Origin of the sequence: Vibrio sp. 10N.247.311.47 (assembly GCF_041467535.1) — a bacterium.
Taxonomy (GTDB): domain Bacteria; phylum Pseudomonadota; class Gammaproteobacteria; order Enterobacterales; family Vibrionaceae; genus Vibrio; species Vibrio crassostreae_C.
This window is the reverse complement of record NZ_JBFSUR010000015.1, coordinates 62,553-82,872: the sequence shown is the minus strand read 5'-3', so window position 1 is coordinate 82,872 and position 20,320 is coordinate 62,553. Positions and strand designations below refer to the sequence as shown.

Here is a 20,320-nt window from a genome sequence, read left to right as displayed (position 1 = left end):
GTCAAGCGGCTTTGAGAAGGATAGGGCAATTCTAGATTGCTAGGCGTATGTCTAATTCAATCGGCTTTGGCATGGCTAAGTGATAGCCTTGATACATATTGAAGCCTAAGCTCTGCATCGCTTGGAGTTGTTGTTGGGTTTCTATGCCTTCAATCACTGTCTTTGCGCCAATTTGGTTTGCAAGATCAAGCACTAACTCCATTCCTCGAGTGTCGCCTTGTTCAAAGTCCAACATAACCGAGCGGTCTATCTTGATGATATGAGGGTTAATGTGACGAACGCGTTGTTCGGTTGACGCTTGTGTTCCGAAATCATCAACAGCGATTTGAAAGCCATTATCCGCAAGAGAAAGAGCGGCATCTTTCAAGCGCTCTTCACTTTCTGCATTCAACTCTACCAACTCCATCACTATCTGTTCGCATGAAAGATTAAGCTCGTGAAGGCGTTTAGCTAACAAGCTATCGCTGACCTTTTCTGCAGCAAACAACTCACCAACGTTTGGAAGAACGTTCAAAAATAGATGTAAATGACGGATTGTCGATTGTGCGAAGTTACGGATATGAATCGCTCGACTCAACCTCTCTACATTGATTTTGTCTGTGCTTGAGGTTTCGTCGGAATGGAAGAAGTGATCAGGACGAACAATATCACCTTTGTTATTTGAAATGCGCACCAAACCCTCAACACCTATCTGAGTCATAGAAGAGTCGAATATAGGTTGATAGACGCTTCTAAGCGTCAGGTCTTGGTATTTCGCAATAAACTGCATATCAGCATCTACGGATATACAGCTAATAAATTCACTTCTGTCTGATAAAATCATAGTCGCTAGTAAAGAGGGCTTATTCAATGGCGGACGTACATGTCGCGGCTGTCACAATATTGACAGGTGTAAGTAAATTGTCAATTAATAAAAACTCTTTTGTAGAGTCAATATTTAAATAAATATAATTAACGAAAAAACAGCATGATATTAGTCATTAAAATTACTTATCATTCACCATTAATAATGACTATTGTGAATTTAATCTCTGAGTGATCTATCTCATATCAACACCAATCAATATAAGCTTTCAACGCCAATACACCAGGTGAAAGTAAGGATAAAGCCTCAGGTTATGGGGGAATGTCAAAGTTACATTATTAACAAACAACTCTGTTTGCATATAAATGATATCTACTTCTCAAAATATGAACGATGAGCTGATAAGTTATTATTTTATCGAAGATAAACTTTGATTGATTATTGGGTAGGGCTTGAGTTAGGTTTTATAAAATGTTGGGATGGAGGTCTAACTATTTACTTTCAAGACTGATTAAAAAAGTTGACCCGTATTCTTACTGCCATTGAAGTACTGCGTAAAGTTGCAGATATTTACGAACCAGTTGTTGATTTCCTGACCGCTTTAAAGGGTGTCCAAATTTAATGAAGCAAGGGCTGATTTTAAAATTATTATTTAAGTCAGTAGCAAATTGAGAATCACTCTCTCTTAGCGTGATACCTTGTTGACTATATTCCGTGATCTCATCTGGGAGTTCACCCATCCACCAATGCAATAATTCGCCACTGTTTTTACTTCGGCTAATCCAATGGTCGGAGACAATGATCAAAACGTCATTGGGTTGAATGGAAAATCCATACTCTTGTTGCCAATTATGGATGTCCAACATCAACTTTCTACGACATGTTTTCCCGGCGCTCACCATATGATGACTGATCATCCAAACGGTACCGATTTCGGAAGATATTCGGAAGTGTCGAGGCGTTTCTCTAGAGGAAAGCATTTCAAGTGGGCTGATGTTGCTTGCATGATTAAAGCTAACGAAGGTGTGCTCCATTCGGCGGGCAAATGCCTTACCTATATGGTGCTCACTGATCCCTTGATTGTGCACCGTAGGGTAGTGGCGTTCACAGAGCTTTAGGCAATCGTCTTGAAATTGATTAACGCTTTTAATCACTAGATCTAATAACAATGAAGTCCCTTATACACAGCTACTATCTTATTGATGGGCAATAGTACGGTAATTGCGGTTCCGTTACCTATCGTCAAAGTGCGAGTTCTTGATCTCTCTATCAAAATTAACCATTGCTGAGTGATTTTATGGATAGCACTGGCGCTCTACAGGTCTGTATTCTAAATTATGAGGAATTCTAGCTAGTTACCTCGACTATAGTCTAGTCAGCAAATCACAATTGATCTACTTACTCTTTATTTGGAAACATTCATGACCATTCAATTAGATTCGAAACAAAAGTCTGAGCTTACTCATACGCTCCAAAAGTACCTGCAGGATGAACTCGATGTGGAGCTTGGTCAGTTCGACACAGAATTCTTGGTCGATTTCATAAGTAAAAAGTTTGGGGCGGTTTACTACAACAAAGGGATAGAAGACGCTCAAAAAGTCATGGAACGTAAAATGTTAGATATCTCAGATGAGCTTTACGAGATCGAACAAATCGTTGAAATCTAACGTTTAGCCCAAACTTGTTCAAATAATTTGAATAACTCGTTTAATTTGAAATGATGTTACCAATGTAAAGCTTGGTAAATAATATGTTACACAAACTTGGTGTAGGGTACGCTTTTCGAAACTACACTACTCGTTAACATTCGGAAGAGATGCATGGACAACAACGTTAGAAATTACAACCCTTTAGCAAGAGCGATGCATTGGATTTCAGCTCTCGCAGTATTTGGCTTATTTGGTGTAGGCCTGTGGATGGTTGATCTTTCATACTACAGCGAGTGGTACAAAACAGCGCCAGACTATCACCGCTCGGTAGGCATTCTTTTGGCTGCCGTTACCGTTATCCGTTTGGTCTGGAAACTAGTTACCGCGTCACCTAAAGTGAAAGGTAAAAGCTATGAAGTTGCAGCAGCGAAGATCGCTCACGGCTTTATGTACATTAACTTAGCGGTTTTATTTATTTCAGGTTATTTGATTTCAACATCAGATGGCCGCGGGATCGACGTATTCAATTGGTTCACTGTACCAAGTATGGGTGAACTGTTTGCAAACCAATCTGATCTCGCAGGAACGATTCACTACTATGCTGCATGGGTACTGATCATCATGGCATCAGTACACGCCTTAGCGGCGATAAAACACCACGTTATCGACAAAGACGATACGCTACGAAAAATGATAGGAGCTTCAAAATGAAAAAGTCAATTATCGCTACAGGATTAGCATTTGCTATGGCAATGCCTTTCGCTGCGAACGCCGCTGATTACGTGATTGATACAAAAGGTGCGCATGCTTCAGTTAACTTTAAAGTTAGCCACCTAGGTTATAGCTTTATCCAAGGCCGTTTTAACACATTCTCAGGTGATTTCTCATTTGATGAAAGCAACGTTGAAGCATCAAAAGTAAACGTAACTATTGATACAACAAGCCTTGATTCAAACCACGCAGAGCGTGACAAGCACATCCGTAGCTCTGACTTCATTGATGCAGGTAAATTCTCTGACGCTACTTTCAACAGCACAAAAGTGGTTGATAAAGGCAACGGCAAACTTGAAGTAATGGGTGACCTTAAGCTTCACGGCGTAACTAAGCCAATCGTTATCGAAGCTGAATTCATCGGTGCTGGTCAAGACCCTTGGGGCGGTGAGCGTGCTGGTTTCGTGGGTACAACTCGTCTAGAACTTGCTGACTTCAACATTCCAGTAATGGGCGCTTCAAGCTATGTAGACATGGAACTACACGTTGAAGGCGTAAAAAAGTAATCTAGCTTTCTAGCTCTCTGACAGGTATCAACATTATTTAGAAATATCAAAAGTTTGGTCGATACTAAATAGGTCAGCAGTTAGAAATAGAGAAAGGCGCAAAGTTTTCACTTTGCGCCTTTTTTATTGAGATAAATGGCAACGCGTTTAGGTCTGTTTTGTGTCAAACCGTTTAGTACGTTAAAAGCCACCATTTGCCTCTAGCCAGTCAACGTTGCCATGACTGAGTTATCTAATTGAACTACTAATCCCTAATAGTTCAACTTAAGATTAGTTAAGCCGTTTCTAGTTCAGCTTGTGGAACCACGTTTAGTCGGTCACCGTAGATTGGACGTAGTGCTTGCATCACTTCAATGCGAGTCAACACACCTACCATTACGCCGTTTTCTAACACTGGAAGCATATGTGGTTGGCTTACTTTCATCGCTTTTGCACGCTCTTCTAGAGAAAGAGATGTCAGGCGAGTAGCGAAGCCCATGCTTGTCGTCGGGTACAGTTGCTCTTTGTCGATGCATAGGAACTCAGCAACGTCCACTAGCTTGTCGTTTGCGTCGATTGCCACAACGTCACGGCTCATTAGGTCTACAACTTTTTGGCCTTTAGTTGGGATGTAATCTTGGCACCAAAGGTCAACCATTACGTCATGAACAGAGAAGATACCCACTAGACGACCTTCAACATCGCAAACAGGAGCGCTAACAAGTTGCGCGTCTAAAAGTGTATCAATCGCGACTGATGTTGGCATTTCTACGCTCAGTGTAATTGGTTGAGTGTTCATGATTTGCTTGATAGTAGTTGCTGTGTTCATAGTAATTTCCTTAACTGACGTAATTTCTGTTGTTTGTGTAATAGCGGTAATTTTTGCTGCTTTAAGTTGTGGGCGACGGTAGATGCTCCAGTTCGCTAAGCCGACCAATACTGAACCACCTACGATGTTGCCGATTGTCACTGGTATTAAGTTTGCGGTGACAAATTGCATGACGTTTAGGTCTGCATACTGGGCTGGTGTTGCGCCGATTTGCATCCAGAAGCTTTCTGGTGCGAATGCTTGAATCGTGATGCCTAGCGGAACCATGAACATATTCGCCACACAGTGTTCAAAGCCTGAGCTTACGAACATTGCAACGGGTAACACGGTCATCATTGCTTTGGTCATTGCGTTAGCAGAGCTGAACGTTAACCAAATCGCTAAACACACCAACAAGTTACAAAGCACACCCAAAGCAAACGCTTGAACTGGGGTGTGGTGTAGCTTGTGTTGAGCAATGTTTAAAGCGTTTAAGCCCCATTGCCCGCCATCCAGTTGATACAAGCCTGCTGCGCTTACCAAAGCCAATAGGAACATGGCACCGATAAAGTTGCCGACATACACCTTGCCCCAGATAGACAGCATCTTAGTGAAGGTGATTTGCTTGTTAGCCCATGAGATGCTGGATAACACTGAGCTGGTAAATAGCTCACCACCGCAAATCACAATCAAGATCAAACCCATACTGAAGGCAAGACCGCCGGCTAAGCGACTCAGTCCCCATCCAGCATCAGCGCTGCCCGTGGTTACCGTGATGTAGAATAAAAAAGCAAGCCCGATGAATGCGCCAGCCATGATTGCCAAACTCAATGTCATGCTGCTGGTTTTATTTGCTTTACTTAATGCAAACTTCTCTGCTTCCGCCATCATTTCTGTTGGTGAGAACAGTTGATGATTTTCAGAAGTGCTGGTTGCCATATCCCCCCCTTGAACAATCCGTCATGTGTAATTCCTAGTGTTAATGACCTGGTTAATCCGTAATGGTTAATCAGTAATGTTTTGCAGGGCTCGTTGTGTCCTGCCATTCCAGATTAGGGCGTTGAGGGGTAGAGGTAAAATTGATAATTTTTAGAAACCACATCAAATTTATTGATATAGATTGGGTTACGCGTAGAATGAAATTGATTGCTCATTGGCTTTATAAAAAACGAGCATCAGGACACAAATAATTAAAAGCACTAAGGATGAATTTTGCGTTATTCATTAAAGCAACTCGCGGTATTTGATGCAGTAGCAGACTCCGGGAGCGTTAGTCAGGCAGCAGACAAATTGGCGTTGACTCAGTCAGCAACAAGTATGTCTCTTGCACAGTTGGAAAAAATGCTCGGCAGGCCTTTGTTTGAAAGGCAGGGCAAGCAAATGGCCCTGACTCATTGGGGCATGTGGTTAAGACCAAAAGCGAAGCGTTTACTGCAAGATGCGCAGCAAATTGAGATGGGTTTTTACGAGCAGCATTTGTTGAGTGGCGAACTCAAATTAGGTGCTAGCCAAACTCCAGCGGAACACCTCGTTCCGGATCTCATCAGTATTATTGATAACGACTTTCCTGAGATGCGAATCTCGCTTGGCGTGCAAAGTACCGACGCAGTCATTGATGGTGTATTAGATTATCAATATGACTTGGGTGTTATCGAAGGTCGTTGTGATGACAACCGAGTTCACCAAGAAGTGTGGTGTACCGACCATTTAACGGTGGTTGCATCGGCTCATCACCCGTTTGCGAAGCGTGAACGAGTCAGCTTGGCACAATTAGAACAAGCAAAGTGGGTATTACGCGAACATGGTTCGGGTACTCGCAAAGTTTTTGATAGCTCTATTCACCATTTAATTGGCGATCTCGATGTATGGCGAGAGTATGAACACGTTCCTGTTTTAAGAAGTTTGGTTGCAAACGGCCCATATTTAACGTGTTTACCTTATCTAGATGTCGAACAGTTTGTTGAGTCAGGTCAACTTGTGACGTTGAATGTTTCTGAGCTTGAAATGGAAAGAACCTTGTCCTTTATTTGGCGTGCTGACATGGCAGAGAACCCACTTGCTGAATGTATCAAGCGTGAAGGTAAGCGCATGATGAAAGGCAAACGGTCGGTTCTTTAGCCGCTATTCAACACCAATGCTAATAACTAAATGTGTTGAATAAGCGATTCCGGTCTCTATCTAGTGATAAATGAACAACTTCATACATTATTAATGTGATCGTGATCGGCTAAATAAGGGCTATCTTCCCATAGTATGCTTACTTGATTTTAAGTGAGGCTAAATCCGGTTGCGTTCAATTACGTAATTAGGCTTTAGAAATAGTATGAGTACATTAGTCGCGATTTCATTAACAACAGGTATTTTGTCAGGTCTATGGGGATGGATTGCTATCTCTTTCGGCTTATTGTCATGGGCAGGTTTCTTAGGTTGCACCAGTTACTTTGCTTCGCCAACAGGCGGCGTTAAAGGACTTGCAGGTAGCCTATTGACCAACATGACTGGCGTATTCTGGGCAATGGTGATTATCGAAAGCTCAACCTTCGCAGGGTTAGAGATTTTAGGCTACATGATTACTGCTATTGTGGCTTTCTTTATGTGTATTCAAGCGAAACAAGCGTGGCTAGGTTATATCCCAGGCACCTTCATTGGTTGCTGTGCGACGTTTGCTGCAGGTGGTGATTGGCAACTTGTAGTGCCATCTTTACTGCTTGGTGGTGTATTTGGATACTTGATGAAAGCAACGGGGCTATGGCTTCACGAGAAATCGACTCAATCTTCGGAAGTTGTTGAACAACACGCTAAACAGGCAAAGGCTTAATTCGTTAACCTAACCTTAGTTAGTCACTGTGAACTCTTGCAAGATAACCCCCAATTAATTTGTATATCGATTTATACAGGCACACCGTTTGGTGTGCCTTTTTTGGTTGAGGCGACTAGCTAAATATTTCATCAGTAGAGCAACTGATAGCATCTATAAAACAAATTATGTTTAGGTATTTCCATTCGCCATGGTGATCACGCGTTTTAATGTCCACCTTAATAAAAGCGGAATGCATTCTTGTCCTTGATTCTCGCAATGAGAAACAATGGCGAGTGCAAGGTCGGGTTTTGCATGTTTCTTCAATACCTTGGCAACCACTTTCTTTGGAGGGATAGGGTGATCGTATGGAATCTTAACCATGTCACGGAAAAAGCTCTCAAACCCATTCATATATAGATAATGCTCTATATCTTTATCAGGCAGTTCGGTGAGTCTGTGTCTTTCCTGATCATTACCGAGTTTCGATAACACTGTCGCGGCATATTTTTTACCCGCCGCATCGCCGTCAGTCACTACATGCCAATCAATGCCAAACTCTTGTGCAACCTTAATCAGCGCCTTAAGTCCTGATTGGGCGAACTCAATAATCTGCACACCTTCCGCTGCTAGGTTATAGCCACATTGGTTGGCAAGTTCATTGAACAACCAAACCTCGGTTTCACCTTCTACTAATAGCCAACAGCGAGCAAACAGCGCCCCTGAACGATGGAAACGGATATGAAAACCAATTCGTCGAAGTTCGTCTTTACTGAAGTGGTTCATGTTGAGTTGATTGGCGATGGTTTTATCTGACTGACGAACCAAGCGACGAATCGATTGAAGTGGGACCGCCGCAAGTAGGTCGCCACTGTTGGTGGTCAGGATTTTCTGCATGGGCAATTTCTGCATCAAGCTCCAAGCCCTTGCCAAGTGTGTTGGGTGTAATCGACCTTCTGGATCTTCAAGGATCAAAAGAGGGCGCGCACATCGCCTTAAGTCGTTTGGCCCTTTAGCTTGTAGATAAGCGTTAAGTAACCCCATGAATAATAAGCGAGTTTGTTTGTTCTTGGTCTCTTCGACAAGTTGATGAATACTCTGATCATTGGCACCCGCAGAATAAAGTAATCCGTCTCGCTGTTTTCTAGGGTTACGACGAGAAGTACTTTTGAAAGAAAAATAGTGCTCAATCAGACTTTGCATCGACTCTAGGCTACTGCGCATTTCACCCTTATTAACATGTCCGGGTATCGCCATAAGGCGGCGGCAGGTGTTGTCGATGCGCTTTTCTATTCTTGCCTGACGGCCATTGCCATTGCCGTTGCTGGCGTTTCCATTCGTGCCATGACCATTGGTTGTGTGATTATGTCCGTTCCCATGCCCGTTATTTGGATTGTTGTTCCCATTTCCGTTTGCATTGTTAGCGTGACCGTTATTAGCGTGAACATTAGTCGGCAGGTGAGCATTGTGGTTAAGGGACTTGCCGTTGAAAGGACGATCAAAGTGCCTTGCATCACGCAAACGGATAACGGGATGTAAGGTCATTAATTCTTGAGCAAGCTTTTCTGAATGATGAAGCTTGAGCGGATTACCGTCCAAACCAAGAAATGCATAGTGTGTTGTTGTCTCATACTGTTCTAACGTCGCGCTGATGCGATAGTAGATGCGAAATACGCCAAATTCATCTTGAACCCAAATAGGTTTGAGTTTGCGATAACGACCTGCGTTAAGTTCGCTCTTATCGTTAGCTTTTAAAGCGAGAACAATTTGAAGATGTTGAGACTGCGGGTGTGAAACAGAGTAATCGACATGAAAATCGGTCATTTCAAAGTGATATGGCACACCGTCTGAGGGCAGAATGACGGAAAGGGCATCCAATAATGAAGACTTACCCCAAGTATTTTCACCAATAAGCGTGGTTAGCTCGTCAAACGCGAGTGACATGCGCTTGATACCTCGAAAGCCAGAAATCTCGATTCTTTCTAGTTGCATAGGCTTACTCCTAACGGAAGGCTCTGCTAATTATTTGAAAGCTAACAGATATCTTTAATCATAATCGAAAAATCCAAATCCGGTATGCTCACCTGTCACAAAACCCGTTGTTTATTAATACGGTGCAAAATGAGATTTTTGATCTATCTCGAGTATTTTTTTGCAGTGCAGTTTCATAAAATTCACGATTCTGTCATGATTCTCGACCTAGTATGAAGGGACAAAGAGAGAAGAAAATATGACTAAAAAGAATAAGCCGACAAAAATAGTGTTGGCACACATCAACGACACCCACTCATACTTTGAACCAACCTCGTTACAGCTATCACTTAAAATGAACAACCACATCATTGAACCTTATGTCAGTGCTGGTGGCTTTGCTCGAATTTCAACACGCTTCAAACAAATAGAACAAGATGCCCAGCGTCAGAAGGTTGGAACCTTGTTCTTGCACGCTGGTGACTGCTTCCAGGGCACGTTGTACTTTTCCTTATTCAAGGGAAAAGCCAATGCCGATTTGTTGAATGCCCTTAATATAGATGCCATGACGCTCGGTAATCACGAGTTAGACATGGGTAATGAGCCCGTTGCGATTTTCGCGAAAAGAATCAAATTCCCGCTGTTGGCCGGTAACTGGAATCTATCGAATGAGGATATCAATAAAACTCATACGCTAGCGGACAACGACATTGTTAAGCCTTATCGGCCTGAAACACGAAGTGCTTCTTTTATAACGAAAGAGTTTGATGGCGAGAAGGTCGCAATATTCGGCTTAAGCATCGACAAGATGGCAGGCATCGCTAACCCAGATATCGATACACCGTTTGAAAATGCTTTGGAAACAGCAAAAGCGACCATTGAGCAAATCCATCAAGCAGGTATCAACAAGATTGTGTTACTTAGCCATCTTGGTTACGAAGCTGATTTAGAGTTAGCAGCCAACGTAACAGGTATTGGTGTCATCGTTGGTGGTCATAGTCATCGCTTACAAGGTGATTTCTCTGATATCGGCTTAGTTAAAGATGATGAATACGGTGTGAAAATTGGCGATACCTATGTTGTGCAAGCGGGTTTCCACGCCATGAGCTTAGGACACTGCGAAATCGAGTTCGATTCTCAAGGCAAAGTGACGCACTTCAATGGTAAAAACGAACTGTTATTAGGCCGTCGACTCTTTATAGACGCGAAACTGAGTGAAGTAGGGCAAGACGATGCCCACGATATGGCGTGTGAGTTTTTAAACAATCACCCTAATATTGCAGTGTGTAAGAAAGATCCTGAGCTGCAGAGCATTCTGACGGATAAATACCAGCCGCGAGTTCGAAAGCTTCAGCAACAAGTGATTGCTCATGCAGACACTAAACTTCGCCATGTACGTATTCCAGATGCTAAAGGCCCGAGTCAACTAGCCCCCTTGGTTGCTCAATCATTTCACCATCTAATGAACAAGAAAGGGCATCAGGTTGACTTTGCCATTCACAACGCCGGTGGTGTAAGAAATTCACTGAACAGCGGCGATGTCTCTGTTGCCGATATTGCCGGAAAACTACTACCGTTTGCCGTACCTATTGGTGTGTATGAAGTAAAAGGTGAAACGATCGCTGGCATGCTTGAAGGTGCAATCAATAACGCGATTGATAATGGTGTCGTGGGCACAGGTTCAGGTAGCTTTCCTTATACACATAATTTGAGGTTTTGTTACCACAAAGAAGCGCCTATAGGACACAGGATTCACCATCTAGAAATTCACTCTGATGATTCAGGTTGGCAAGCTGTTTCTCGCAACCGTATTTACCGGGGCGCGTCGTCAGCCTATACAATGAAAGGCAAAGAGGGCTATAACGCTGTGTTGGATATGATCGGTGATGGCACGGTCACCACTGACTCTATGGCAGACTGCTTCATCGAGTTTCTGCAAGACCACCCAGAGTCGCTTCAACTCAATGAACCGTTGAATTGCATGGAGTGTTTTAGATAACTAAAGCTGATACTGATATTTAACACTATTACTTTGGGTTATTTATAAAATTGGCATTGTTTATGCTTTATCTCTGCAGGTCGCCTTCTTGTGGAGATATGCATGGATAAGAAAGATTGGTTAGATGCGGTAGCGGTTGTCGGTTGGGTATCAGTTTGGTCAGCGTTAGTGTATTTAATACCTGCCGCAGGGCTGTAAATTGCTCTTTTTGCAACTTCATTACGCAGTGCAATAGTGTGTTTGACTTACGAATTTATTCTTAGAATCAATTCGCGTGTCTATTTGACAAAGTGGCATCAATCAGAAAGGAGCGTTTGCTCCTTTTTTGCTTTTTCCGTGCAAATTTATATAGACGAAACACAACCAGAGGATTATTATCCACGCGTTTGGGGAGTAGTTAGCGCAAGTTTACATATCGTCATCTCGTTAGGCCAAGAGTCTATCCGGTATGTAAAAGTGAAATCCCATATTTCACTTCAACGAGACCAACGCAATCACAGTCAAGATCCGTAATGGAGCTTGATATGCTTTGTTTGCGGAAGGTCTTTGTACAGTTCTTCCGCCCGGAGGAATAATGAACTCAACTCAATCTCTATTATCTACAAATAGTGAATCCTTTTTTTCATCGCCAATCATGACGACTTATGCGGGCTTTTTCCTGCTAACGGTTATTCTCGTCTCTATTGATATCTATCAGACTCGTGGCGGTAACGTTACTATCAAGAAAGCGGCAATCTGGAGTGTTTTCTGGTTTGTACTTGCGTTTTTGTTTGCTGGCTCGATTTACCTATTTTGGGACATTTATGCGCCGAACAGTGACTACACAGCGCAAAAAGCAACCGTGTCATTCATTACGGGTTACTTGTTAGAAAAATCCCTTAGCGTAGACAACTTGTTTGTTTTTGCGATGATCTTTGCTCAATACCAAGTTCCTGAGCATCTAAGACCTCGTGCGCTTCTTTGGGGCGTAATTGGTGCATTGGTGCTTCGTGCAATTATGATCGCACTAGGCGCACAGCTATTGGCGGAATATCACTGGGTGCTTTACGTGTTCGCTGCGTTCTTGATTGGTACAGGTATTAAGCTGGCATTAGACAAGGGCGAAGAGGAGAGTGTGAATACTCTGCCTGAAAAGCTACTTCGTAAAGTGATGCCGGTAACAGAGGACTTCCATGGCCCTGCATTAATGGTTAAACAGGGGGCTAAATGGGCATTCACTCCAATGATGTTGGTCATCGGTGCGATCGCAGTCATGGACGTGATGTTTGCATTAGACTCTATCCCTGCGATCTTTGCGGTAACACAAGAACCGTTCTTGGTACTTGCGGCTAACGTGTTTGCGTTACTTGGTCTTCGCTCGTTGTATTTTGTACTGCAAGGTATGATGGACAAGTTCATCTATTTGAAACCCGCGCTTTCATTCATCATGGTGTTCATTGGTGTGAAAATGCTTCTGGTTGATAGCGAGTGGGCTATCCCAACTTACTGGTCATTGGCGGTATTGGTTTCTACGATGACGATTGCGGTTATAGCGTCGGTTTATGCGAAGAAGCCAGGCATTGAACAAGTAAATTAAAAACAAATATAACTTATCGAAAAGTCGATAATGAACACGTGGTTGATGAAGTGGAAAATTTATTTATGTAAATTTTCTGTGACATTGGCCACTGTTGTTTGCGGGGTATTTGTACTAAATGCATGATTTAAACACTATATTGAATTTGTACTCACATAATCCGCATATCTATTTTGTGGCATTGTTAATGGTTTGTTTTATTAGAAAAACTAATCCCAAAATCTAATTTTAGTCATTTTTTAACCTGCAAAAGATCACCTATTATTCTTGTCATCAGAACGAAACACATTAATAAATTTATAGAGAGGCAATCATGGCTCAAGCAGTACAAATGAATACTATCGCTGTTCCTAACTCTATGGATAAGAAAACCTACTCGGTTAACTTCAAAGGATTGATTGCACACATTTTCGATATTCTTTTCGTAGACAACTCTCCACGTAGTTACTACGCAAGCGACCTATCTGGTCACATGCAACGCGATATCGGTATTAACCGTTAATCTCAGCGTTAACATGTAAATATAGAATTTTAAGAAAACGCCAGCTTCTAAAGCTGGCGTTTTTGTATCTGAAATAAACTCAATCTCTTCGTAAACTAAGCACCTGAAAGAAAAACCTAGGCATAACGGTCTGTATTTGAGCGCCATTCAATTCGCTTTGTACAAGGATCTCGGTATGTCAAACGCCAAACGCAATTCATCATTGATTAAACTTTGTTTATTTGCCTTACCGATCGGCTTCTATTCCTCAGTGTCGCTTGCACAAACCTGGAGTAATGAAGGCCAGCCCGCACAGGTTATCGAGCTCTTCACCTCTGAAGGTTGTTCAAGTTGTCCACCTGCTGATCAGTACCTCAGTACTTTTGAAGACCATCCAAAACTTTGGACACAAGTTATTCCGCTTGCCTATCACGTCGATTATTGGGATTACTTAGGTTGGGGCGACAAGTTCGCGAGTAAGGCGTTTAGTCAGAAGCAACGCTTGTACAAAGCTTATGGAGTAACAAGTGGGGTTTACACACCCGGCTTTGTTGTCGATGGAAAAGAGTGGCGCGGTTACTTTAACTGGTTAGACAGAACGTTGCCTTCGCTCAAACAACAAAATAACCCCAAGCTAACGGTCAACCATAAAGGCGATACGTTCAGCGTAAGTTACGAAGGCAAAGGTGATTATGTGGCACATATCGCTCTATTGGCGATGAACGAAGTCACCAGCGTTAAGGCGGGCGAGAACAGGGGTAAGAAACTCGAACATGATTTTGTTGTGGTTTACGATGGTTATCAGCGTGGTGAGTCTGAATGGCAATTTAATATCAATTTTGAGCCACTTGTCGCTACACCAGACGCAGTCGCTGTTTGGTTAACCGAGCCGAATTCGTATGCACCGGAACAAACGGTAGCAGGTTGGCTGAACTAACTGCAACCCACGACAATTGTGTAGCTGGAATACTCTTAGACGAAGTTGGTACGGCGAGTATCGAGGTTCTCACATCGATAACTTCGCTTCTGACGGATATTAATCAGTGAAATAGAAGCGAAAGGGCGATTTAGTTACGTAATACTGCTGAAATACGTTAATATAGCGCGCTATTATTTTAGCTTTGAGTTCCTGCAATTAATGACTAACACCACTACACCAACCAACTTCTCTGATCTTGGCTTAATCTCTCCTTTGATGGCTCGTTTATCTGAGCTTGAATACCAACAGCCAACGCCTATCCAAGCGCAAGTTATTCCAAGTGTGTTAGCAGGACGCGATTTAATTGCAGGCGCAAATACCGGTTCAGGTAAAACCGCAGCATTTGCACTTCCACTGTTACAAAAGATTCATGAAGATGCCCCTCTGGACCGTCGTTCAGGCAAAGGTAACTTTGTTTCTGGCCTTATCTTGGTTCCTACTCGTGAACTTGCTAAGCAAGTGGCTGACAGCGTTAAATCTTACGCTGTGCATTTCAATGGCGCGATTAAAACGGTTTGTGTGTTTGGTGGTGTATCGGTAAACACTCAAATGCAGGCGCTACGTGGCGGCACTGATATCTTGGTGGCAACACCGGGTCGTCTGCTTGACCTTATTTCAAGCAACGCTATCAAGTTAGACAAAGTGAAAACGTTAGTGCTTGATGAAGCTGACCGAATGCTAAGCCTAGGTTTTACCGAAGAACTTGATGCAATCTTGAAGCTCTTGCCGAGCAAAAAACAAACCTTGTTGTTCTCTGCAACTTTCCCAGAGCAAGTTAAAACGCTGACTCACGAACTTCTAAGCGATCCAATTGAAGTTCAACTTCAAAGTGCCAATGCGAGCACACTGGTTCAACGTGTATTCGAAGTAGAAAAAGGTCGCAAGACAGCGTTACTCGCACACCTAATTCAACAACATGAATGGCGCCAAGCTCTGATCTTCGTTAATGCGAAGAACAGCTGTGAGCACCTAGCAGACAAGCTTTACAAGCGCGGTATCATCGCAGAAGTATTCCACGGCGATAAAGGGCAAGGTTCACGTACTCGTATCCTAGAAGATTTCAAATCTGGCGAGATTGACGTTCTGATCGCGACAGACATCGCGGCACGTGGTCTGGATATTGAGAAGCTTCCAGTGGTAATCAACTTTGACTTACCGCGTAGCCCGTCAGACTACATGCACCGTATCGGCCGAAGTGGTCGTGCAGGTGAAGTTGGTCTTGCGTTATCTCTGATCGATCACGAAGATTACCACCACTTCAAAATCATCGAGAAGAAGAACAAGATTCGTCTTGAGCGTGAGCAAATTGAAGGCTTTGAAGTGGATGAAGAAGCGACAGCTGAACTGATCGCAGCACTAAAACCTGTTGCGCCACCGGCCGGTACTGGCAAGAAGAAAAAGAAGAAGAAAGCTCCAAAAAACCAAGATGTGTGGCTGAACAACAACTGATCTTGAGTCAGCAAGCCATATAAATCAGCAAGCCATATAAATCAATAAGTAATAGACATTCAAAAGGTGCCTAATTGCGCCTTTTTTGTGTCTGTAGGGCTGGGATTTGAGTCGTTAATAAACGACTGTTGCGGTGTTAAACAACCCGATAATCCGTTCGAAGGATAGCGTCCTCCATAAGAGATTCAGCGATTTAACGCTTTGCTCATAACCTGTTCGGGTTTTGAGCAATTGGGTAACCGCGTGAAGACCTCGATTAAACAATTAGTGCTGGCCACTTCATTTTTCCTGTTTACCCAACACTCTTCTAGTGCTGCTGAATTTGAGGTTAAAGGGGTTAATAAAACTCTCACCGAAAATGTAGAATTATATTTAGAACCTTTATCCGATGTTCCTGCATCACAGCTATCGAAAACGAAGCTATCTAAACGTATTCAAGATGCACTCAACCCTTATGGTTATTATCACCCACAGCTCGATATCGACCTCAATGATTCTGATAACGTGATCATTAACATCGATTCTGGTCCTGTCATGCGCATCGCAGAATCGATAGTAAAAATAACAGGTGAAGCTAGCCTAGATGCGGAGTTCATCAATATACTCAATCAAAGCAAGTTAGGCTCAGGTTTAACTTTGTCTCACCAAGAATACGACCAAACTAAGCGTGCGATTTTCTCTTTAGCAAAGCGGAAAGGTTATTTTGACGGCAGGTTTATCGAGTCAAAGATTGAAGTTATTCCTAGCGAGAACATCGCGAATATACACTTGTATTTTGCAAGTGGTCCACGCTACAAGTTCGGTTCTATAAGTATTCCTGATGATGGGGTTGACCCTACTCGTATCGAGAAAATACCCACCTTTAAAAAAGGTGATGACTTTGACACCATCAAGTTAGGTGAACTGCAATCTGATTTGTCAGACACTCAATGGTTTCGAAGTGTCATCGTACATGGTGACTTTGACAAACTTGATGACAACCTAGAAGTTCCAATTGAAATCATTGCCGAGCCAAGTTCTCGAAATATCGTGCAGGTCGGTGGCGGCTATTCTACAGATCTCGGTTTACGCGCCTCTCTCAGTTGGTCAAAGCCTTGGTATAACCGGAGAGGCCACAGCTTTGAAACACAGACATATTTGTCTGAACAGGAGCAATCACTTCAGTTGGGGTACAAAATCCCCACAGAGAAAGTCACAACGGATTACTTTGGTATTCAGTTTGAATCGAAACGAATTGATCATCGAGACACCAATAGCTTTACAAACGATCTTAAGTTCGAACGTTACTGGCAATTAGACAGTGATTGGCAAAGCACCATTTATGTCAAATACTTGCACGAACAGTACCGTCAGGCGTCTGAGGAAGAGCAATCGCAATTGCTGTTACCTGGCATCAGTTTTTCTCAGGTTGATCGTAAAAATGATCAGTTGGAGCTCAATCATCGACACATCTATTCTGTCGAGTATTCTGACCCTAGTCTGTTCTCTGACTCAAGGCTGTTGCGGTTGGAAGGAAACAGTGTCCTTTCATGGGATATTAGTGACAGGCAGAAGCTCCATTTCCGCTCCAACGTAGGCATCAACATTGCCAAATCACTATCTGATGTGCCGTCGTCACTGCGGTATTTTGCTGGTGGCGATGGAAACCTGCGAGGTTATGGTTACGAATCTATTTCCCCTAGAGACGAGAATGGTGAACTAACGGGGGCACGTTATATGTTAACTGCTGGGCTCGAATATCAGCATCAAGTCTATCGTTCAATTTGGTTGGGCGCATTTCTTGATGTGGGTGATGCATTTGATCAACAAGCGGATTGGAAGCGTGGGACGGGCGTGAGTTTGATTTGGAACTCACAGTTAATGCCAGTTAAGCTCGATTTTGCTTACGGCTTAGATGCGCCTGAAGGCGACGAATTTCGTATTCATTTTTCCTTTGGTACTCAATTCTGATTTTTGTACGCTGTTTATGCACTCGCGAGGATGCGAACCATCTAATAGGATTCAAGTAAATCGAAAGAGCGTAATAACCTTTGTGCTTTAGCAAACACAAAGGTAAAAACAATGAAAAAGCTACGATTCGGTGTATTTGGTAATATGGGCCCTGAAGCAGATGCTCTGTTCCAAGATATCGTCGCCAAGAAAGAAATTGAACACGGCGCACTTAAAGACTAAGACCACATGGCCATGATAGTGGTGAAAAACTCAGATATCCCCGATCGATCTGAAGTGATTAACGAAGGCGGTACCGATCCTGTGCCTGAACTGATTGAGTCAGCGTGCATTTTAGAACATGCCAATGTTCAGTTTGGCGTAATGACCTGTAACACCGCTCATTACTTTAGACCTGAGGTTCAAAAGCACACCAACGTTTATATCGTCGACATGCTCAAACCACCGTTGATCAAATCAAAGAGCAGAACTCTGAATCTGTTGTTGGTATTTTATGTACCAACGGCACATACAATTCGGGAATCTATGATCGTTACCTAACGGACGCGAATCTGGTGTTCGTTAAGCCAGATTCCTTTGAGCAAGAGCATAACGTGCATAGTGCTATCTATGGTGAAGTAACCGGTGAGATGACAGAGTGTGGACAAGCAATCCGAGAAACCAACGGGATCAAAGCGGGCGAGTTTGAGCGTAATGCCGCACTGCTTGCTGTAGCGATTCAATCCATCGTAGAGAAGGGCGTTGATACGGTTATTTTGGGATGTACTGAACTTCCTCTGGTTAGAAACCAACTTGAGACCGCATTTCCAACCATTACTTTTATTGATCCTATGGAAGCGGTAGCTGAACGTGTTGTCGATATCTATCGACTCGCAGAACAGTATGTGGAGCGTGGACATGTGGATTACGACATTAACAATGTTGATTCGATCTTCACGACGCTTGATATGGTGAACTATGTAGCGAACAGAGCGATGACTTGTCGCCCGTAAGCTAAGATACGCTTATGTGAAACACGAAAAAGCCGCGAACGTGACGCGGCTTTTTTGCATTTGGACTGGAGAAAATTAAAAATTAAGATTCGAAGCTGAACACTTAAAGCTCGAACTCGCCATTCATTTTTCGAAATAACCAATCAGGTACCTTGTTCCATGAACTGTAGTTCGGGTTCTTAGTATGGATTTGTTCCTCTGAAGCCCAGATGGTGTCACCTGATTGTTCTCGCGACACAGCCCAGAACAACTCCTCTTTCTGACGTGTTAAGTAGTGTGTCACTTGCTTCGCAAACTCTTCACTGTCAACCAACACCCCAAACTCAACGTTGAGAAAGTCTGATCTTGGATCGAAGTTAGAAGAGCCAATATAGGTGACACGCTCATCTAAAATTACTGTCTTGTTGTGGTAGTAGGTATCAACATGAAAGTAGTGATCATCATTGATCGCTTGGCTTTTGTACTCATAGATACTTACGCCCTTGTCGAGTAGAGTCTCACGGTGTTTTTCGTAATACGCAGGCACAAAGCCCGAATCATTAGAAGCCGATGAATTCGTCAGTAAGGTGACTTCGGCTTCGCTCTCTCTAAGTGCATCGACGAATACAAACTTGTTATCGCTTGGCACCATATAAGGCGTAGAAATAATAACCTTAGAAGGTGTCGGTACTTTTTGCTTCATCAAGTGTTCAATACGTTGGCGAAAGTAGGGCTTGTTGTCATTGAGTTTCTCCAGTGAGTCAAATACCGGCGTGACAGAGGCTGAAATGAACTTCGGTTGGTTTAAGCTCTTTATCTGCCTTTCGACTTCAGACGTGATCAATGCTTGATTCTTTTCACCTTTGTTCAACGCTTTGGTGAACGCTTGGTATTGCTCTTTCTCTTTGATTTTAATGCGTTCTTGAATTGGCACTACATGCTCACTGTTCCACAACGCTTGGTAGTTTCGGTCGAAAGCAGCAATCACGTCGCCTTTAAACAGCACATCCATATCAAAGAAGTTGGCACTTTCGCTGTAGCCAAAGTAGTCATCACCGATGTTGCGCCCACCGAGGATCATCGATTGGTGATCAACGTTAAAGTATTTCTCATGCAGCCGATTATCTAACTGTTTTTGATGAGTAGAGAAGTTGAGCGCACGACCAATCCAGCCAGCTTTACGTGACTCAAAAGGGTTGAACAGTCGAATCTCAATATTGGCGTGTGAGTCCAACTCCGCAAGCCATTTGTCATTGAATACCAACAAGTCATCCAGTGTGAGGCGCACGGCCACATCGCGGTCAGCGGCGTGTTTCAGCTCGTTTAACAGCATCAGACCCAGAGTGTCGTTTTCCCAAGAGAAGTAAGTCATATCAATCGAGTGTTTTGCTTGGCGAACCAGATCAATGCGGCGCGCAAAGGCTTCAGGCGCACTCGGGATCAAATAGACTTCGGCTTGATGTTCTGTGCTTTGCCAGTTAGCTTCGAAGTCAGGTTCAACATCGGGGTAAGGTTGGGCGCAGCCAGTAACTAAGATCGACAAAAATAGCACCATCAGCGCGTGAATACGTGTGAAGTACATTGTGATGTTCCGTAAAAATAGGGTAGAGGTGACAATGGCCAGATAAC

The 20,320-nt window shown here is 43.1% G+C and carries 16 protein-coding genes and 1 pseudogene; 12 read left to right on the top strand and 5 right to left on the bottom strand.

The features are described 5' to 3' along the window. Positions 1 to 31: 31 nt before the first annotated feature. On the bottom strand, positions 32 to 769 hold the full coding sequence (locus AB6E51_RS11970) for an EAL domain-containing protein (RefSeq protein ID WP_372058292.1): 738 nt from the start codon (positions 767 to 769) through the stop codon (positions 32 to 34). 569 nt (positions 770 to 1,338) lie between these two features. Further along, the gene (locus AB6E51_RS11965; protein ID WP_017067365.1) at positions 1,339 to 1,974 is read right to left on the bottom strand and encodes a hypothetical protein; all 636 of its coding nucleotides are present in this window, start codon (positions 1,972 to 1,974) and stop codon (positions 1,339 to 1,341) included. A gap of 252 nt (positions 1,975 to 2,226) precedes the next feature. On the opposite strand from AB6E51_RS11965, the gene AB6E51_RS11960 reads away from it, so the two are divergent. The 3 genes from AB6E51_RS11960 (at position 2,227) to AB6E51_RS11950 (ending at position 3,731) form a co-directional block, all read left to right on the top strand. After that, positions 2,227 to 2,472 (top strand): DUF2164 domain-containing protein, encoded by a 246-nt coding sequence (locus AB6E51_RS11960; RefSeq protein WP_017059821.1) that lies wholly within the window; start codon positions 2,227 to 2,229, stop codon positions 2,470 to 2,472. A gap of 153 nt (positions 2,473 to 2,625) precedes the next feature. Then, entirely contained in the window at positions 2,626 to 3,165 is a 540-nt protein-coding gene (locus AB6E51_RS11955; RefSeq protein WP_065584246.1) for a cytochrome b, read from the top strand. Then, positions 3,162 to 3,731: a YceI family protein gene (locus AB6E51_RS11950; RefSeq protein ID WP_017064630.1), complete on the top strand. Its 570-nt coding sequence runs from the start codon at positions 3,162 to 3,164 to the stop codon at positions 3,729 to 3,731. The genes AB6E51_RS11955 and AB6E51_RS11950 overlap by 4 nt, the downstream gene beginning before the upstream one ends. A 274-nt stretch (positions 3,732 to 4,005) precedes the next feature. On the opposite strand, the gene focA is transcribed toward AB6E51_RS11950, so the two are convergent. Further along, on the bottom strand, positions 4,006 to 5,457 hold the full coding sequence (gene focA / locus AB6E51_RS11945; protein WP_050650436.1) for a formate transporter FocA: 1,452 nt from the start codon (positions 5,455 to 5,457) through the stop codon (positions 4,006 to 4,008). A 273-nt stretch (positions 5,458 to 5,730) separates the two neighbouring features. Between focA and AB6E51_RS11940 the strand changes: the two genes are divergently transcribed. After that, a complete protein-coding gene (locus AB6E51_RS11940) occupies positions 5,731 to 6,636 on the top strand; it encodes a LysR substrate-binding domain-containing protein (RefSeq protein ID WP_102333462.1) in 906 nt (301 codons plus the stop codon). 205 nt (positions 6,637 to 6,841) lie between these two features. Then, on the top strand, positions 6,842 to 7,336 hold the full coding sequence (locus tag AB6E51_RS11935) for a DUF1097 domain-containing protein (protein ID WP_017059817.1): 495 nt from the start codon (positions 6,842 to 6,844) through the stop codon (positions 7,334 to 7,336). Between the two features lie 171 nt (positions 7,337 to 7,507). Here AB6E51_RS11935 and AB6E51_RS11930 read toward each other — a convergent pair whose 3' ends face one another. Next, positions 7,508 to 9,307, bottom strand: a complete 1,800-nt coding sequence (locus tag AB6E51_RS11930; RefSeq protein WP_372058293.1) for an ATP-dependent endonuclease — start codon at positions 9,305 to 9,307, stop codon at positions 7,508 to 7,510. Between the two features lie 238 nt (positions 9,308 to 9,545). Between AB6E51_RS11930 and AB6E51_RS11925 the strand changes: the two genes are divergently transcribed. From AB6E51_RS11925 to AB6E51_RS11895, 7 genes and pseudogenes are all read left to right on the top strand, one after another. After that, positions 9,546 to 11,285: a bifunctional UDP-sugar hydrolase/5'-nucleotidase gene (locus AB6E51_RS11925; RefSeq protein ID WP_372058294.1), complete on the top strand. Its 1,740-nt coding sequence runs from the start codon at positions 9,546 to 9,548 to the stop codon at positions 11,283 to 11,285. 574 nt (positions 11,286 to 11,859) lie between these two features. Next, entirely contained in the window at positions 11,860 to 12,861 is a 1,002-nt protein-coding gene (locus tag AB6E51_RS11920; RefSeq protein ID WP_017059813.1) for a TerC/Alx family metal homeostasis membrane protein, read from the top strand. A 313-nt stretch (positions 12,862 to 13,174) separates the two neighbouring features. Beyond that, on the top strand, positions 13,175 to 13,363 hold the full coding sequence (locus tag AB6E51_RS11915; protein ID WP_017059812.1) for a hypothetical protein: 189 nt from the start codon (positions 13,175 to 13,177) through the stop codon (positions 13,361 to 13,363). 175 nt (positions 13,364 to 13,538) lie between these two features. Then, positions 13,539 to 14,279 carry a DUF1223 domain-containing protein gene (locus AB6E51_RS11910; RefSeq protein ID WP_372058296.1) on the top strand — a complete coding sequence of 247 codons (741 nt, stop codon included), beginning with the start codon at positions 13,539 to 13,541 and terminating at the stop codon, positions 14,277 to 14,279. 201 nt (positions 14,280 to 14,480) lie between these two features. Further along, positions 14,481 to 15,770 (top strand): DEAD/DEAH box helicase, encoded by a 1,290-nt coding sequence (locus AB6E51_RS11905; RefSeq protein WP_017059810.1) that lies wholly within the window; start codon positions 14,481 to 14,483, stop codon positions 15,768 to 15,770. A 231-nt stretch (positions 15,771 to 16,001) separates the two neighbouring features. After that, positions 16,002 to 17,720 (top strand): autotransporter assembly complex family protein, encoded by a 1,719-nt coding sequence (locus tag AB6E51_RS11900; protein WP_372139911.1) that lies wholly within the window; start codon positions 16,002 to 16,004, stop codon positions 17,718 to 17,720. Between the two features lie 228 nt (positions 17,721 to 17,948). Further along, positions 17,949 to 18,712: pseudogene (locus tag AB6E51_RS11895) on the top strand (aspartate/glutamate racemase family protein). Between the two features lie 103 nt (positions 18,713 to 18,815). Here the strand turns inward: AB6E51_RS11895 and AB6E51_RS11890 are convergent. Further along, positions 18,816 to 20,273 (bottom strand): phospholipase D family protein, encoded by a 1,458-nt coding sequence (locus AB6E51_RS11890; RefSeq protein WP_372058298.1) that lies wholly within the window; start codon positions 20,271 to 20,273, stop codon positions 18,816 to 18,818. Positions 20,274 to 20,320 lie beyond the last annotated feature (47 nt).

Bases quoted from the DNA above. Each gene is read 5' to 3' on its own strand.
- AB6E51_RS11960 (WP_017059821.1), top strand. From the start codon at position 2,227: ATGACCATTCAATTAGATTCGAAACAAAAGTCTGAGCTTACTCATACG.
- AB6E51_RS11955 (WP_065584246.1), top strand. From the start codon at position 2,626: ATGGACAACAACGTTAGAAATTACAACCCTTTAGCAAGAGCGATGCAT.
- AB6E51_RS11925 (WP_372058294.1), top strand. From the start codon at position 9,546: ATGACTAAAAAGAATAAGCCGACAAAAATAGTGTTGGCACACATCAAC.
- AB6E51_RS11915 (WP_017059812.1), top strand. From the start codon at position 13,175: ATGGCTCAAGCAGTACAAATGAATACTATCGCTGTTCCTAACTCTATG.
- AB6E51_RS11970 (WP_372058292.1), bottom strand. From the start codon at position 769: ATGCAGTTTATTGCGAAATACCAAGACCTGACGCTTAGAAGCGTCTAT.
- AB6E51_RS11950 (WP_017064630.1), top strand. From the start codon at position 3,162: ATGAAAAAGTCAATTATCGCTACAGGATTAGCATTTGCTATGGCAATG.
- AB6E51_RS11905 (WP_017059810.1), top strand. From the start codon at position 14,481: ATGACTAACACCACTACACCAACCAACTTCTCTGATCTTGGCTTAATC.
- focA (WP_050650436.1), bottom strand. From the start codon at position 5,457: ATGGCAACCAGCACTTCTGAAAATCATCAACTGTTCTCACCAACAGAA.
- AB6E51_RS11920 (WP_017059813.1), top strand. From the start codon at position 11,860: ATGAACTCAACTCAATCTCTATTATCTACAAATAGTGAATCCTTTTTT.
- AB6E51_RS11910 (WP_372058296.1), top strand. From the start codon at position 13,539: ATGTCAAACGCCAAACGCAATTCATCATTGATTAAACTTTGTTTATTT.
- AB6E51_RS11935 (WP_017059817.1), top strand. From the start codon at position 6,842: ATGAGTACATTAGTCGCGATTTCATTAACAACAGGTATTTTGTCAGGT.
- AB6E51_RS11890 (WP_372058298.1), bottom strand. From the start codon at position 20,273: ATGTACTTCACACGTATTCACGCGCTGATGGTGCTATTTTTGTCGATC.
- AB6E51_RS11930 (WP_372058293.1), bottom strand. From the start codon at position 9,307: ATGCAACTAGAAAGAATCGAGATTTCTGGCTTTCGAGGTATCAAGCGC.